Origin of the sequence: Phaeodactylibacter xiamenensis, from assembly GCF_965229835.1 — a bacterium.
In the GTDB taxonomy this organism is placed as follows: Bacteria; Bacteroidota; Bacteroidia; order Chitinophagales; family Saprospiraceae; genus Phaeodactylibacter; species Phaeodactylibacter xiamenensis.
In genome coordinates this window covers 5,862,011-5,876,761 of sequence record NZ_OZ245931.1, presented here as the reverse complement: position 1 = coordinate 5,876,761, position 14,751 = coordinate 5,862,011, and the positions used below count along the sequence as shown (strand labels likewise).

Here is a 14,751-nt window from a genome sequence, read left to right as displayed (position 1 = left end):
CCTCCTGGATTTAAGGATATGCGGTTAGCATTTCTCAGGCCTTGGGCAAGGTAAATGCAAAAGTGGTGCCTTCACCGACGGTGCTTTCAACACTTATTTTTCCATTGTTTTTCTGAACAAAGTCCTGAACCAGCAGCAAGCCTAAGCCGCTGCCTCCTTCCTTGTTCGTGCCTTCCGTAGTGGTCTGCACATTGGGGTTGAAGATCTTGTCCAGGTTTTCCGGTGGTATGCCCACGCCGGTGTCTGCCACTTTTATGACCACCTCATCACCGTCTTCCTCTGCGGTGACGGTGATCGCGCCACCGGTGGGCGTGAATTTTGTAGCGTTGGAGATCAGGTTGCGGACAATGGCGTTGAGCATATGCAGATCGGCCATGACCCGCACATCTTCCGGGATGTTGAGGTCAAGCTGAATCTTTTTGTTATCCAGGTTGAGTTTCACCAGGCGGGCAATGCTTTCGATAGCGTCCCGCAACTCTATTTCCTCGGGAGTGACGATCAGGGCATCGCTCTGCGACTTGGCCCAGCCCAGCAGGTTTTCGAGCAGGTTGAGCCCCTCATCCGTTGACTGCAGTAGCTTAATGACAGTGTCTTTAAAATCCTCTTTCCGGGGGTCAATCAGCCCCCGGTTGATAAAGTCGAGGCTCAGCTTAAGGGAACCAAGAGGCGAGCGTAAATCGTGCCCGATGATGGAAAACATGCGTGACTTCAGCCGGTTAGCGGCAGCCAGGTCGGTAGCCTGCCGTTCTACCTTACGGCGGCTCGTCAGGAGATCAATATGGTTTTTGATACGGACCAGCAGTACCTTTTTATTGAAAGGCTTGGTCACATAATCCACTCCTCCCAGTTCGAAACCTTTGACAATATCCTCCGTCTGATCTAAAGCTGTGATGAAAATAATGGGCAGATTTTCATTAGCCGGGTCCTTTTTGATGCGCCGACAGACTTCAAAACCGTCGATGTCCGGCATCATGACATCGAGCAGCAGCAGGTCGGGCTGTTCGGCTTCCAGCGCCGCGATGCCGTCCTCCCCGTTAGAAGCGACAACGGTTTCATACCCGGCTTCATCGAGTATGAATTTCAGCAATTTTGTATTGAGGGGGCTATCGTCAACGATCAGTATCTTGGGCGCAAGATCGGTTTGCGCTTCGGTTGCCTTCATGGGGTGTCTAGTTAAGCAAGTTTTTGTGCATAAGGACCTTCTTTAAGCAGGTGGCTTAAATTTGTTACAAATTACATAAATTCGTATGATCTTCAAAGTCTGGCTTAAATTTGCCTGCTCAACACTAAGCAACCTGCTCTTTTTATGAGATTCCTAATCGTAGAAGACGAATACCCCGCCGCCAAACGGCTCAGCCAGCTGATCCTGAAGATGAGGCCGGGCACTGAAATATGCGGTACTTTGGACAGCGTGGAAAGCACCCTGCAATGGCTGAAGGATAACCCTGCTCCGGATCTGGCTTTTTTCGACATACAGCTGGGGGATGGGCTGAGCTTTGACATTTTCCAGCATTCGCCCTTTATGGGGCCGGTGGTTTTCACTACTGCCTATGACCAGTATACCCTGAAGGCTTTTAAGCAGGATAGCGTAGACTACCTGCTCAAGCCAATTGAAGAGGAAGAGCTGGCGGCAGCCCTTCAAAAATTTGACCGCCGGCAGCAGTCGCCCAATATACTGTCTCCGGAAATTTTGCAGTCCCTGGTCAATAGCCTGTCTCAACCTCAGTATCAGTCCCGGTTTATCATCAAGATCGGGCAACAGCTGAGCTACATTGCCACCGATGAAATCCAGTACTTTTATTCTGAAGACGGCATCGTTTTTGCGCAACTGGAAGGCAAAAAAAGGCACGCGCTGGACTACACCCTCGATGCGCTGGAACCATTGCTGCAGCCGGCTTCTTTTTTCCGCTTGAACCGTAAAGTCATTGCCAATATCCAATCGGTGCAGAAAGTAGCGCCTTTTTTCAATGGCCGGCTGCTGGTCACCCTTAGGCCCGCTGCTGATTTTGAGGTGACGGTCAGCCGGGACCGGGCTTCCGACTTTAAACGGTGGCTGGGGGCATAGCGAAACAGCCAGGCAATGTTACCTGGCTGTTCCAAACGATCTAACTATGCGCCAATTTCTTCTTTAGGGCTTCTTATTGATCTCTACCTCATCCCCTTGCCCCAGGCGGGAACCGGTAGACCGCTCGTACAGATTCTTATACCGTTCAAAGACGCCATCCGGCATGCGCTTGCCATTGATGCGCAGTTTGCCCTTGCCGCTGAGCTGGAATTTGTATTCCTCTGTACTTTCTATAAATCCGTCACGGAGCATTTGCTGCTCAATGGTTTGCTTCATGCTGCCTCCTCCGGGCCGGGGAAAACGATAGTCTGCTCCACGAAGCTCCGGTGTGGTAAATACCTTGACCTCAGGGTGAGTCCCCCCAAGCCCAAAGCCGTCCATCTCTATTTCGACATCATCGAAGTCATAGGTTGTAAGCCCTTTTTTACGCAGTTCCTCAAATGCTCTCTGAGTAGATTCATGGGCTTCCTCCAGGATGATCTCCATTTCTTCTGTTGACCGGAGGCCTTTCAGCATCTCCTTGTCGCCCGTCCAATTGAAGTCAAAGTCAATATCCTTGTCTTTGCCGTTTAGGAAGAATACATTCCGGTCTCCGTCCTCGATAACCAGGCTGTCCCCTACTTCGATAACTTTCTCATCAATGCGGATGACCTGCCTGCCGTCTTTTTGTTCAACGATCACTTCCATTGGCGCGCCATTACGCTCATCCTGGATTTCAATAATTACACTGCCATCATCGCGCTTTTCCGTGCGGACTTTTTTATCTGTGCTGCGCTCCAGGCGCAACAGGCGGGGTGCTTCCGGTGCGGCAGGGGGGCTTGGAGGTGTGGGGGGTGTTGGCGGTGCAGGGGGCGCTGGCGCATTGGGTACTCCCGGTGGTGCAGGGGGTGCCGGAGGAGGCGGCATGTCTGCAAGCATTTCCTCCACCAAACCTTCGTATTTTGGGAATTCAGCTTCCGGGATTTCCTTTCCGTCGATACTTAGTTTTGTGATTTTGCCATCTTGCAATTCCGCATCGACCGTGCGCCCGTTGTCCTCGGTTTGTAGCTGAATGATCTGACGAGGGAGGGTATCGGGTGCGGCCCAACGGGAGGCCAGTGTTGTCAACGGTAGCGGTGGCAATTCATCTAAAGCTTCCATTACTGCACGCTCAGCAGTTTCAGCGCTGTTGTGTGCGTAAGAGAAAGAGAAGAACAACAGGGCAGCCAGCAATAAGCCGGTAGCGGTCATTTTTTCCATGGTGTACATTTTTTGTGGTGGTTGATTGAGGATGCGCCGTACGCGCTGCAGCAGAAAAGGGCGCCCTTTCGAAGCCATGGCCATCGCCATTCTCGGATGCCGCTGGGTGGCTTCTTCAATTTTGACGAGGGCTCTTGCGTAGCCCAGGGCGTCATCACTAAGGCCTACTGCGATGTCGTCACAGCAGTTTTCCCTTTCCATGCGTACGTAGGCGGAAATCCACCAAACAGCCGGGTTGAAATAATACAGTGCCTCAATTATCGATTGCATGATATTGAGTAAATAGTCTTGCCGGTAAATATGCGCCAGCTCGTGGGCCAGTACCGCCTCCACCTGCGCCGGCGTCAGGGCATTGATCGTGCCTACCGGAATCAGAATTACGGGTTTCAGCCAGCCGATCACTACCGGAGATTGCACCAGTGCAGATTCAAGCAACTGCACCCTGCGGCGCAACCGGAGACGGCGCGAAAGCGCATGCAGCTTGCCCTGCCAGGGCTCCCCCATCGGCCGGACAGAGCGGTGCCGAAGGTGCTGCACATAACCCAGCCCGGCCAGCATGCGCAGCAAAAAGAACGCTACGCCTAATAACCAGGCAGCCACGATCAGCGGTAAATGCTGCTCGAAATACGCCCGTGCCTGTGCCCGCCAGAAAGCAAGGCCTTGCAATGGGGCTGCTTCGGTAGTCATTGACGGGGCAACGCCTTCAGCCATTGGAGCCGGAGCCGCGGCCAGACCATTCCCAGCGCCATCCGGCACCTCAAAATACAGGTAAAAGGTAGCAGCAGATGCGGCGGCCAGCAGCAACAGTGCTCCAACAGCCAGCCCGTACCGGAAACGCGCGGTCCGGCGCTGCGCCAAAATCATCCCACCGGCTAAGCCCAAAGCGATGAGCATGCCCTGCCAAAGAGAGTGGACGACGGTCCAGCCGAGGGCGTAAACCAGAGGATCCGCAAGAAAGTCAAGTGTGGTAGACATAGTCGGGTGATTACTTTTTCTGCTTAGTTTCGATTTCCTCTATCAGGGCTTTGATTTCGTCCAGCTCCGCTTCGGAGGCATTGTGGTTGCCCAAAGCCTGCATAACCAGTTTCATAGCCGAGCCTTTGAAGGTGCGGTCTACAAATTGGGTGAGCAGGTTTTGTTGCGTTTCCGCTTCCGTTACCGCCGGGCTGTAGATGTGCGTGCGCTGCGAAGTATCACGGTCAGCCAGCCCCTTTTCTGCCATAATCTGCATGAGCTTAAGGGTGGTGGTATACCCTACTTCCCGGTCCTCATTCAATTGGTCATTGACAAAGCGCACGGTGGAGGGGCCGTGCTCCCACAGCACCTGCAGGATTTCCAGCTCGGATTCGGTGGGCCGTATTTTCTTGGATTTACTCATAATCGACAATTGAGCAGCTTTTTACGAAATAATTCGTAGGCAAAGTTATACGAAGAGATTCGTAATTGCAAGTTTTAATACGAAAAACTTCGTAAATGCACCAGGCTGCTTTTTGGATTCTTACTAAACCCGTTTGAATTCAATAGCTTGCCAACTTATTACCCTACCTTTCGTTTTATAAAGAGCGCTTGCCGGAAGGTGAGGTTGCGTCCATCCAAATACAAATTCATGCGAATATTCAGATACTTGCTGCCCGTCTTACTACTTTGGGGCTGTGCCGATCCCTACTCCACTGACACGGAAGCAGCCGCCACGGAGCCAACCGATACGATTGCCCCGGCTATTGTCCGTCAGGCACCACGCCCGGATTGCCCGGTTCCGGGAAAAGTGCTGTCCGGCAACACCTACAACAGCCCTGCTCAGGAGCTCTACCTCGCCATTGTGGCAGACAGTACCACCTATGATGAAAAATTAGGCGACAGCCACCGCAAGCTGATCGTTTTCAATAGCAGCAATTGTGAGCGCCTTTTGGAACAAACCCTGCCCGTAGACCGCTCTGCTGATTTTCATTATCAGATCGCAGACATCAATTACAACAGCGCTGTGCAGCAACTCGCCATAAGGGGCACCACCCATTTTTTCCTGTTTGACCTGGAAGGGCGGCAGCTTAGTGGCCCTTTTCAGCCTCAGTTTAAGAGCGAGCGCTATGGGGTGGATGCCCAATCCGGCAACATTCAGCACCTGGAGATGTGGGAGTCTTACCTCATTGGGTATGTGCAGGATTATGGGTCCTTTGTTTTCCGCCTGGATGATGGGGAGTCTCCCGAGCCGGTTTTCCCGGCTTCTGAGTATCAGGATGAAATAGAAGCTTACCATCAGGCCTTTCTCCTGCCTTCTGACCGGGGCGCCCAGGTACTCATGCCTTCCTATGACCGGGGCGACCGTTTATTCCGCATCAATCCGGTCTTTGAGCGCCCCATAGCGTTGCAGCCCCGAGAAGGGCTGACCGCGCAGGAGAACCGGTTTTTACTTCTGCGTGAAGACAGCAGCAACGAACGCGCCATCGTCATCGACCTTAAAAACCGGGAGCAGGCGGAGTTGCCCTCCGACATTCAGTGGAAAAGCGATGAAGATGTGCTCGACTGGATGAAGGTGATGCAGTAGCTCCCTGTTTCGTCTTGGAGTAGCGAAATGCCTGCTGTAGCTATTTTGTGAGCCCTGGCTTATGTTGTACATTAAAGTTTGCACCAAAAATACTTCGCGTATGCGACTGCTGCTGATTCTTTGCTTTTTCACGAGTGCCCTTTCCCTGCCAGCTCAGGGCAAGATGAATTTGCGAAAGATGGAAAAAGCATTCCGCAAAGCAGATATCAGCTACGAAGGCGACCCCGGTGCATGGCTGCTGTACACGCAGGACCATGTTCTGCTCGTCCTCTCAGATCAGGACAACAACCGCATGCGCATCTTCACGCCTATACTCGAGGCTGCCGATGCCTCACCAAAACAACTCGAGAAAATGCTGCGCGCCAACTTCCACTCTGCCCTTGATGCCAAATACAGCATTCACGATGGTTTTGTGGTAAGTGTCTTTACCCACCCGCTAAAGGAGCTTAGCCGGGAACAGTTGCTTGATGCGATCGATCAGGTGATCACTTTGTCTAAAACCTTTGGCACGACTTACTCGAGTACGGACCTCAAATTCGGGCACCCGAAAGAAGAAAAACCCATCCAGGAGAAATCCAAACCCAATAAACGCACTTAGTTGTGGGGCAAAAATAAGTTCTCCAATTGCTCTGGTAGCTTTTGCCTTGATAAGCCCCAAAACCGGCCCGATGGTTGGTTTTGTGCCTCCTCAAAGCAAAACCCAATTGGAAAACTTATTTTTCGGGAAGCCCTTAACCGCGCATCGCCTGATCTACCAATTGATGGAAATGGTGCACGCAGCGTTCCATTTTCGGTGAAAACCGCCCGCGCTTGTACAGGCGGGACTGAATCCCCTTCTGAACACTTTCCACGACCGCTTCGTCTTCCAGTTCGGTTTGGTCGATATTGTTGGCGGCACGGCTGAAGGCAGTGCCGGGGAAGGCATAAGAGCGGAACCGCACCCGGGTCTCGCCAATGGACAAAGGCTCCACCACATTGAGCGACAAGCCCCAGGGATAGAAATTAAACATCAGGTTGGGGAAGAGGAAAAAGTAGTAGGCATAGACCCGCCGGCCGTAGTCGGGGTGGCCTTCCGGCAAATCGAAAGCAGGCTCTTCCGGCTTAGCAATGCCGATCTGCAGGTTACACCAGTCAAAAGTTTCGTAATCATAGGCTCCGAAGTCCAGTGCGGTATTCAAAGCCGGGTGCACAAAAGGCACATGAAAACCCTCCAGGTAATTATCGCAGTAAAGCGCCCAATGTGCCTTCACCAGGTGGTCCTGACTCCCCTCTTCCATGAACTGCAGCTCATCCAGCGGCAAAAACCCTACCCGCTCCTGAATTGGAGCCACCGCCTCCCGGAAGTCTGCGTAAGGCTCCAGGCTCGTAAACAGCAGCCCCAGCCACTCTTCCAGCGGCAACGCCGGCAGGTGGTCTGCCTCCGATGGGAAATCAGCGGCCTCTTCAAACGCAGGCATACTTTTAAAAGTCCCGTCGAGACGGAAGCAGCGCCCGTGGTAGCCACAGCTCAGCTGACGCACCGGCCCGGGCGCTTCCACAATGATTTTCCCACGGTGGGTACACACATTGGACAGGCAGCGCCGCTGCCCTTCGGCATCATTTGCGATGAGCAGTGGTTCATCCAATACCCCGGGCAGCAGGGTAAAGGGGTGCGCGTAGCCCGCCACAGACAGGTCCGCTGCGTCCTCCACATAGTGCCAGGCTTTCGCCCAAATGCGGTCTGCCGCCGCCTCAAATAATGCCGGGTCCCGGTAAAACCTGCCCTCCAGCGTATGGGCTTTCCGGATATCAGAGTCGATCATGTTATTTAGATTTATCGGACCAGCATAATGCCGCCCTTTAGCGTTACCGCTTCCCCTTCGCTGTCGAGTACCTCAATGTAGTAAGTATACAGCCCGGTATTCAGCGGTTCTCCCGCAGCGGTACCATCCCAGTATGCGGCCCTGTCCTCCGATCCAAAACCGGAGACTTCGTAGAGCAGCCCGCCCCAACGGTCAAAAATCTGGTACTGCGCTACAAAGAAAGGCAGTCCGGAGAAGAGTTCAAAGCGGTCATTGCGGCCATCGCCGTTGGGAGAAAATGCCGAGGGGGCGTAGATGGGGCAATCAGTAGCCACCGCCACGCTATCCATGCGGGTACAGCCTTCGGCATCAGTCAGCAGCAGCGGTAGTGTGCCTGCGCCCAGGTTGTCAAATACAGGCTCGTTCTGCTCCTGCTCATCCACCGTATAGAAATAGGGCGGCGTGCCCCCGCTTCCGGCGAGGGTAAGCCGGGCATTAGGAGCTGCACACAGGGCTGGTTGGATATCCTGAACACTCAGCCGCAAAGGCTCTGCGCCGGGCACCTCCACCGGTAGTATTTCTGAAATACAACCCGCCGAGTCCGCCACCGTCAGTTGATAGCGGCCAGCGGACAAACTGGTAAAAAGACCGCTGCTCTGGGGCAATCCGCTGTTGAGCTGAAATTGCAGTCCGCCGTTCCCGCCGCTGGCCCTAACCTGCAGGGCACTCTCGCCCGGCCCACAGCCACGCACGAAATCCAGGGCGATTGACAAAGCCGGTACTTCGGCTATCGTGATCTCCTGTTCCGCTGTACAGCCTTCGCCATCCCGGGCTTCTACGGTGAATATTCCTGGGCTTAGCCCTTCAAAAACAGGGGCAGACTGCCAGGGCTCCTGATCGACCCGAAATTCCAGTCCTGTCCCGCTCCCTCCGCTGGCAGACACCGTGAGCGTACTGCTCCCCTCTCCGCAGGAAGCCGTGGAAATACTGATGCTTAGGGGGGCGCTTTCACCTATCGCCGCTGCTGCCTCCAGGGTACAGCCCTGGGCATCCTCCACATTCAGAACGTAAGTACCGGCAGGCAGGCCTTCAAAAAAACCATTATCCTGTGGGGTGCCGGCGTCCAGTTGATAGGTAAAGGGAGGAGTACCACTTGTCAATGCCCATTCCAAAGACCCGTTATCTTCTCCGCAGGTGGTATTCTGAACCAGCACCTCCTGCAACTGCGGGCCGTCTTCCAGGTCCTCTACCTCCACTTCAAAGTTTTCGGTACAGCCCACCTCGTTTCTTACCGTTACCGTGTAGGCTCCGGCAGGCAGGGCACCAAAGACCGGGTTTTCGCCAAACGGGCCGCCATCAAGGCTGAAGGTAAGCCCACTGAAAGGGCCCGGCCCGATGCTGACCGTACCTCCGTCATTGGTACAGCTGACCGGAGTGGTGCTGGCAAACAACGCAGGCAGAGGGGTGGCTTCCGGTACATCAACCGCTTCAGCGGCTTCACAACCGGCGGCATCCACCACCGTAACGGTGAGCAGGCCACTGGGAATATTTGGAAAAAATGCATCAGACTGGAAAGCCACTCCGTCAATGCTGTAGGTATAGGGCGGAGTGCCGTTGAGTGCCATAACCGTCAGGTTGACGCCAGATGCCTCACAGGGATCCACATCAAGCCCGGAAACCAGGGGCGCAGTACTGCTATCTATTTCCACTTCCACCGCATCCGCACAGCCCTGTGCATCAAGGATTGTGGCAAGGTAAATACCAGCGGGCAGGTTTTCGAACGTGGGCTCATCTTGAAAATCCTCCCCATTGATGCTGAACGTGTAGGGCATTAGCCCGCCTTCTGCCACAATAGTCAGGCTGCCGTTGTCGGCTCCACAGGCTGTTCCTTCCGGGAGGATTTCCTGAATAACCGGTGCCTCCCCTTCTGTTTCCACTTCTGCTTCCACTTCCAGCGTGCAGCCAAAGCTGTCTTCCACCAAAATCGTATAAATGCCAGGCAGCAAACCACTAAACACATTGGAGGATTGAAAAGCCTGGCCGTCGAGACTGTACATCAGCCCGCCGTTGCCTCCGGAGACCTCGACGGAAATACTGCCTACAGGATCCGCGCAATCGGCAGATACGGTTTGTACTTCCTCCAGTTCAAGAGGTGCAGCCGCCAGAAACTCCAGTTCGCTGGCTGCCCCGTAAATGACCACGCCTGCGTTACAGACCGGCGTCAGTTGCCCGTTATCAAAATCGATAGCAAAAATAGTGCCCTGTCCACTGTCATTGCTGGCATAGGTCACCGTGTTTTCACAGTCTTCCACGAAAGTGACCACCCCGAAAATGGAGCCGCCTACGTTGAAATTGAGAATGGGTGAGCTGTTTTCAGGATTGTCAAGGTCAATCTCAATCATCTGATTGGAGGTCCCGGCCATCACCAACTGCCCGTTCACGAAAGTGAGGTCCCCTGCCGATCCATATTCAGATTGCCCAAGAAAAGTGGCGGTATCAGTTGCCGGATTGTAGGTATAGACATTCCCATTTGAACCCACCGTATAGATCAGTCCATTTTGGTCAGCTACCAGACTGGTGTAGAAAGAGAAGCCCCCCTGTGGGATGATGGTCATCAGGATAGTGGTGCCGGTATTCGGATTGACCCGGTATAAGCGCCCATCCGTAGAGATGCCCCAGAGCTGCCCGTCTGGCGTATAGGTAATATCCGCAAAACTAACAGAAGGTGGAGAAATGGCAGCCAGGAAGTTCACCTCACAGGCACCGATGTCTACCGAATACAGATTCTGGTTTTCGGCGATGATGGTAAAGTCCTGCGTGCGGGCTATGACAGGTTGCAGGAATACGCACAGCCCTATCAGGAAAGCGCGGAATTGGTTTGGGGTCGAGTTAGAGTTCATAATTTAAAACATCAGGGTAGTTGAAGGTATGGTATTCAGCATTGCGCAGGCAACCCAATCAAAATATCGGACAACAGTATAACGCAGCAAACTCAAAGTTCAGAGCCCTGGCCACTGATTTAACGCTTTTTTATTGGTCAGTATCACGCCCTCGGGGAATCGTACTGGCCTGCCTTTAAACCGATGGCCCAATTATTGCGTTCTTCATCTGTTTTGAGCAATTATTTTTGGTATTTTCGCCAACTGCCTCAGAAAGACCTCACTAACAAACTAAAAGCAGCGCATGTACTTCAACAGCAAGGGCAAAACCGACAACACCTATGATGCCATCGTCGTAGGCTCGGGCATCAGTGGTGGCTGGGCCGCCAAGGAACTTTGCGAGAAAGGCCTGAAAACCATCGTTCTGGAACGTGGGCGTATGGTACGTCACGGCGACTACCCCACTGCCATGAAGGAAATCTGGGAGTTGCCCAACCGCAACAAGCTCACACAGGAGGAACTCAAAGATTACCCCAAACAGCAGCGTACGGGTTATACCATGGCACCTTCCACCAAGCACTGGTGGGTGAAGGACACGGAGCACCCTTACACTGAAGAGAAGCGTTTTGACTGGATACGGGGGTACCACGTAGGTGGCCGCTCCATCATGTGGGGCCGGCATTCTTACCGGCTGAGCGATCTGGATTTCGAGGCCAACGCCAAAGATGGCTACGGCGTAGACTGGCCCATCCGCTACAAAGACCTGGCGCCCTGGTATGACCACGTGGAGCGCTTTGCAGGTATTCAGGGCACTGCCGAAGGGCTACCCCATCTACCGGACGGGCAATTTCAGCCCGGCATCCCCCTCAACTGTATTGAGGAACACCTCAAAGACAGCATGAAGACCAACTTCGGCAGAACTTTGACCATCGGCCGTACGGCCAACCTCACGCAGGCCATCCATGGGCGGGGTGCCTGTCAGTTCCGCAACCGCTGTATCCGGGGCTGTCCGTACGGTGCCTACTTCAGCAGCAATGCCGCTACCCTGCCGGCTGCAGAAGCCACCGGCAATATGACGCTGCGCCCAAATTCAGTGGTGCACTCCATTATTTACGATCCGGAAACGCAGAAAGCCAAAGGCGTGCGGGTGCTCGATGCAGAGACCGGAGAGGCGATGGAGTTCTATGCGAAGATCGTCTTCCTTTGTGCTTCTGCCCTGGGCTCCACGTTCATCCTGATGAACTCCGCCGACGAGTATAACCCTAACGGACTGGGCAACAGCTCCGGACAGCTCGGGCATAATCTGATGGACCACCACTTCAGAGCCGGTGCACGGGGCATACACGATGACTATGGCGACCGGTACGATGAAGGGCGGCGGCCAACCGGCTTTTACATCCCCCGTTTCCGCAACCTCGACAAGCGTACCGAGCGCAAGGATTATATCCGGGGCTTCGGTTATCAGGGAGGTGGCAGCCGCCAAAACTGGGTACGGGGCATTAAGGAAATGGAAAAGGGGCTGGGCGCGGAGTACAAAGCGCAGCTCATTACACCAGGCCCCTGGCAGGTAGGCATGGGCGCATTTGGAGAGTGCCTGCCGTATTATGAAAACCATGTGAGGCTAAACAAGGAAGTGACCGACAAGCATGGGCTGCCTACTCTTACTATCGACTGTGAGTTTAAGGAAAACGAGCGCATCATGCGGCAGGATATGATGGACTCGGCAGCTGAAATGCTGGAGGCTGCGGGTTTCCGGAATGTCGAAACCTTCGATGCCGGTTCTTATCCGGGCCTGGGCATACACGAAATGGGCACTGCAAGAATGGGCCGCAGCGCGAAAACCTCCGTGCTCAATAGCACCAATCAGGTGTGGGACTGCCCCAATGTATTTGTAACCGATGGGGCCTGTATGACCTCAGCCGGTTGCCAGAACCCATCCCTGACCTACATGGCACTTACGGCACGGGCTGCCGATCATGCGGTGCAGGAACTCAAAAAAATGAACCTCTGATCATGGACAGAAGAGAAGCTATAAAAAGAACCGTTTTGCTGACCGGTGCGGCCCTGTCTGCTTCCACCATAACCGCTGTGCTTAATGGCTGTCAGGCAGAAGCCTCCACCGCAACTGCCTGGGCACCGAAGTTTTTTGATGCCCAACAGGCCGCCGCCCTTTCGGAAATTGCAGAGACCATACTGCCCGCCACAGAAACACCGGGCGCGAAAGATGTGGGCGTACCGGAATTCATCGACCAGCTTGCCGCTACCTGTCTGCCGGAAGAAGAGCAAATGTCCCTGCGCGATAGTATAGAGCAGATTGAAGCCCAAGCCCAGTCGAAACATAACAAAACCTTCACGGGCCTTGACTCCGAAGAGCGGCTCGCCTTGCTCAATACCATAGATGCAGAAGCCCGCAGTATAGAGACGGTGCCGGATGATATGGGCGAGACGGCATGGTCCGGCTTCCTTAAGCTCAAGCAACTCGTGCTGCTTGGATATTTCACTTCGGAAAAGGTAGGTACGGAAGTGACCGCTTTCCTGCCTATACCCGGGCAATATAAGCCGTGCATACCTTACGAAGAGGGGCAGCCGGCGTGGACGTATTAGTGAGTGTATAGCCGGAGCGGCACTTCAAACCTGCCGCTCCGGCTAAGGTCACTTTTTCAGCAGCCCTGCAACAAACAGCACAACCACCGAGCCTGCAGTGGCAGTGATAATGGTGTTGATGGTACCGGAGCCTGTGCCAATACTGATATCCAGCACACCAAACAGCCAGTTGCCTACATAAGCGCCGATTATACCCAGCACAATATTGACGAGCAGGCCAAATCCGGCTCCTTTCATAATTTTCCCGGCCAGCCAGCCGGCAATGGCACCTACGATAAGCGTGTACAGTAATCCCATGGTTTTTCGTCGTTTTGGTTAATCAATTGAGTTGCCCTGCGATATAGGCTGTCGTCCAGGCAGCCTGAAAGTTATAACCTCCCGTGATTCCGTCAATATCCAGGACTTCACCCGCAAAATAAAGATTTTTGCAGGCTTTGCTTTGCATGGTCTCAAAATCGATGCTTTGAAGGCTCACGCCACCGCAGGTGACAAACTCTTCCTTAAAGGTAGTTTTGCCCCTCACCTGGTACACATCATTGGTGAGGAGATGGGTAAGCTTATGCAAGCCTTTTTTGCCGATTTCGCCCCATTTTTTGTCTTCCGGCAGCTCTGCTTTGGCTAGCAGGTAACTCCACAGGCGTTTGGGCAAAGCGTAGGGGCGCTCATTGTTCAGGTCTTTTTTGGGATTCGCGGCCATGATACCGCGTAAGTCGTCCGACACCTGTTCGGCATTCTGCTCGTTCGCCCAGTTGAGCTGCACCTTAAACACATAGCCTAACTCGCTCAGCGCACGTGCTCCAAAGGCCGAGAGTTTGAGAATAGCCGGCCCACTCATCCCCCAGTGGGTGATCAGCAGGGGGCCATCCGATTTCAGCTTGGTGCCCTGAATGCTGGCCTGCACTTCTTCAACCACTACGCCCATCAGCTCGGTGACCGGTTCTTCGGGCATATTGAAGGTGAAGAGGGAAGGTACCGGGTCTTCAATTTGGTGCCCCAGAGCTTCCAGCCACTCCAGACCCTGCCGTTTTGGAGAACCACCGGTTGCAACAATGACCTTATCGAAAAAGGCAGGCGGATGTGTCCCCTTAAGAAAATGCAGCTTCAGCCCCTCTCCCACCGGCTGCAGCTTTGCCACGCCAACGCCCGTCTCAATTTGCACCCCGAGCTGCCGGGCCTCCTTCAGGAAGCAGTCGATGATGCTCTGGGAGTCCTGGGAAACCGGGAACACACAATTATCTGGCTGTGTCATAAGCGCCACACCCCGGCTCTCAAACCAGTCCATGGTATGCACAGTATTGAAGATCCGGAAGGCTTTCTTCAGCTGTTTGCTGCCCCGGGGATAAGCCCTCGACAGCTCGGCTATGGAGGTACAGCCATTGGTTACATTGCAACGCCCGCCCCCCGAGATTTTCACCTTGGACAGCAGCTTACGCGACTTTTCAAAAAGGACAACGGCGGCTTGCGGATGATTGCGCTTGGCCTCAATGGCTGCGAAAAAACCAGCGGCACCGCCTCCGATAACGGCTACTTTCATGGCATACGGTTGTAAATGCGATCAGCGCGAAGGTAGGCAATTGCAAAGATAATGTTACTTTTGCCACCGCTCTACACTAAAGCCAACCGGATTGCGTTTTAACTTGT

At 53.9% G+C, this 14,751-nt stretch carries 12 protein-coding genes; 5 read left to right on the top strand and 7 right to left on the bottom strand.

Annotated elements, in window-relative coordinates; translation table 11 throughout:
* Nucleotides 1-34: 34 nt before the first annotated feature.
* A complete protein-coding gene (locus tag ACO08I_RS22290; protein ID WP_421947156.1) occupies nt 35-1,162 on the bottom strand; it encodes a hybrid sensor histidine kinase/response regulator in 1,128 nt (375 codons plus the stop codon).
* A gap of 144 nt (nt 1,163-1,306) precedes the next feature.
* On the opposite strand from ACO08I_RS22290, the gene ACO08I_RS22285 reads away from it, so the two are divergent.
* On the top strand, nt 1,307-2,065 hold the full coding sequence (locus ACO08I_RS22285; RefSeq protein ID WP_421947155.1) for a LytR/AlgR family response regulator transcription factor: 759 nt from the start codon (nt 1,307-1,309) through the stop codon (nt 2,063-2,065).
* 63 nt (nt 2,066-2,128) lie between these two features.
* Here ACO08I_RS22285 and ACO08I_RS22280 read toward each other — a convergent pair whose 3' ends face one another.
* Nucleotides 2,129-4,279 carry a M56 family metallopeptidase gene (locus ACO08I_RS22280; RefSeq protein WP_421947154.1) on the bottom strand — a complete coding sequence of 717 codons (2,151 nt, stop codon included), beginning with the start codon at nt 4,277-4,279 and terminating at the stop codon, nt 2,129-2,131.
* 10 nt (nt 4,280-4,289) lie between these two features.
* A complete protein-coding gene (locus ACO08I_RS22275; protein ID WP_282778957.1) occupies nt 4,290-4,682 on the bottom strand; it encodes a BlaI/MecI/CopY family transcriptional regulator in 393 nt (130 codons plus the stop codon).
* 228 nt (nt 4,683-4,910) lie between these two features.
* On the opposite strand from ACO08I_RS22275, the gene ACO08I_RS22270 reads away from it, so the two are divergent.
* Nucleotides 4,911-5,846: a hypothetical protein gene (locus ACO08I_RS22270; protein ID WP_421947153.1), complete on the top strand. Its 936-nt coding sequence runs from the start codon at nt 4,911-4,913 to the stop codon at nt 5,844-5,846.
* Between the two features lie 100 nt (nt 5,847-5,946).
* On the top strand, nt 5,947-6,444 hold the full coding sequence (locus ACO08I_RS22265) for a CesT family type III secretion system chaperone (protein WP_282778961.1): 498 nt from the start codon (nt 5,947-5,949) through the stop codon (nt 6,442-6,444).
* A gap of 133 nt (nt 6,445-6,577) precedes the next feature.
* Here ACO08I_RS22265 and ACO08I_RS22260 read toward each other — a convergent pair whose 3' ends face one another.
* Nucleotides 6,578-7,648: an aromatic ring-hydroxylating oxygenase subunit alpha gene (locus tag ACO08I_RS22260; protein ID WP_421947152.1), complete on the bottom strand. Its 1,071-nt coding sequence runs from the start codon at nt 7,646-7,648 to the stop codon at nt 6,578-6,580.
* 11 nt (nt 7,649-7,659) lie between these two features.
* Complete coding sequence (locus tag ACO08I_RS22255; RefSeq protein ID WP_421947151.1) at nt 7,660-10,527, bottom strand: gliding motility-associated C-terminal domain-containing protein; 2,868 nt, start codon at nt 10,525-10,527, stop codon at nt 7,660-7,662.
* A 283-nt stretch (nt 10,528-10,810) separates the two neighbouring features.
* Between ACO08I_RS22255 and ACO08I_RS22250 the strand changes: the two genes are divergently transcribed.
* Nucleotides 10,811-12,517, top strand: coding sequence for a GMC oxidoreductase (locus tag ACO08I_RS22250; RefSeq protein ID WP_421947150.1), 1,707 nt, complete (start codon nt 10,811-10,813; stop codon nt 12,515-12,517).
* A gap of 2 nt (nt 12,518-12,519) precedes the next feature.
* Complete coding sequence (locus ACO08I_RS22245) at nt 12,520-13,110, top strand: gluconate 2-dehydrogenase subunit 3 family protein (RefSeq protein WP_044216154.1); 591 nt, start codon at nt 12,520-12,522, stop codon at nt 13,108-13,110.
* A 48-nt stretch (nt 13,111-13,158) separates the two neighbouring features.
* On the opposite strand, the gene ACO08I_RS22240 is transcribed toward ACO08I_RS22245, so the two are convergent.
* On the bottom strand, nt 13,159-13,407 hold the full coding sequence (locus tag ACO08I_RS22240) for a GlsB/YeaQ/YmgE family stress response membrane protein (RefSeq protein WP_044216156.1): 249 nt from the start codon (nt 13,405-13,407) through the stop codon (nt 13,159-13,161).
* Nucleotides 13,408-13,429: 22 nt separating this feature from the next.
* Entirely contained in the window at nt 13,430-14,644 is a 1,215-nt protein-coding gene (locus ACO08I_RS22235; protein ID WP_421947149.1) for an NAD(P)/FAD-dependent oxidoreductase, read from the bottom strand.
* Between the last annotated feature and the right edge of the window lie 107 nt (nt 14,645-14,751).

Bases quoted from the DNA above. Each gene is read 5' to 3' on its own strand.
- ACO08I_RS22290 (WP_421947156.1), bottom strand. From the start codon at position 1,162: ATGAAGGCAACCGAAGCGCAAACCGATCTTGCGCCCAAGATACTGATC.
- ACO08I_RS22260 (WP_421947152.1), bottom strand. From the start codon at position 7,648: ATGATCGACTCTGATATCCGGAAAGCCCATACGCTGGAGGGCAGGTTT.
- ACO08I_RS22270 (WP_421947153.1), top strand. From the start codon at position 4,911: ATGCGAATATTCAGATACTTGCTGCCCGTCTTACTACTTTGGGGCTGT.
- ACO08I_RS22265 (WP_282778961.1), top strand. From the start codon at position 5,947: ATGCGACTGCTGCTGATTCTTTGCTTTTTCACGAGTGCCCTTTCCCTG.
- ACO08I_RS22280 (WP_421947154.1), bottom strand. From the start codon at position 4,279: ATGTCTACCACACTTGACTTTCTTGCGGATCCTCTGGTTTACGCCCTC.
- ACO08I_RS22235 (WP_421947149.1), bottom strand. From the start codon at position 14,644: ATGAAAGTAGCCGTTATCGGAGGCGGTGCCGCTGGTTTTTTCGCAGCC.
- ACO08I_RS22240 (WP_044216156.1), bottom strand. From the start codon at position 13,407: ATGGGATTACTGTACACGCTTATCGTAGGTGCCATTGCCGGCTGGCTG.
- ACO08I_RS22250 (WP_421947150.1), top strand. From the start codon at position 10,811: ATGTACTTCAACAGCAAGGGCAAAACCGACAACACCTATGATGCCATC.
- ACO08I_RS22285 (WP_421947155.1), top strand. From the start codon at position 1,307: ATGAGATTCCTAATCGTAGAAGACGAATACCCCGCCGCCAAACGGCTC.
- ACO08I_RS22275 (WP_282778957.1), bottom strand. From the start codon at position 4,682: ATGAGTAAATCCAAGAAAATACGGCCCACCGAATCCGAGCTGGAAATC.
- ACO08I_RS22255 (WP_421947151.1), bottom strand. From the start codon at position 10,527: ATGAACTCTAACTCGACCCCAAACCAATTCCGCGCTTTCCTGATAGGG.
- ACO08I_RS22245 (WP_044216154.1), top strand. From the start codon at position 12,520: ATGGACAGAAGAGAAGCTATAAAAAGAACCGTTTTGCTGACCGGTGCG.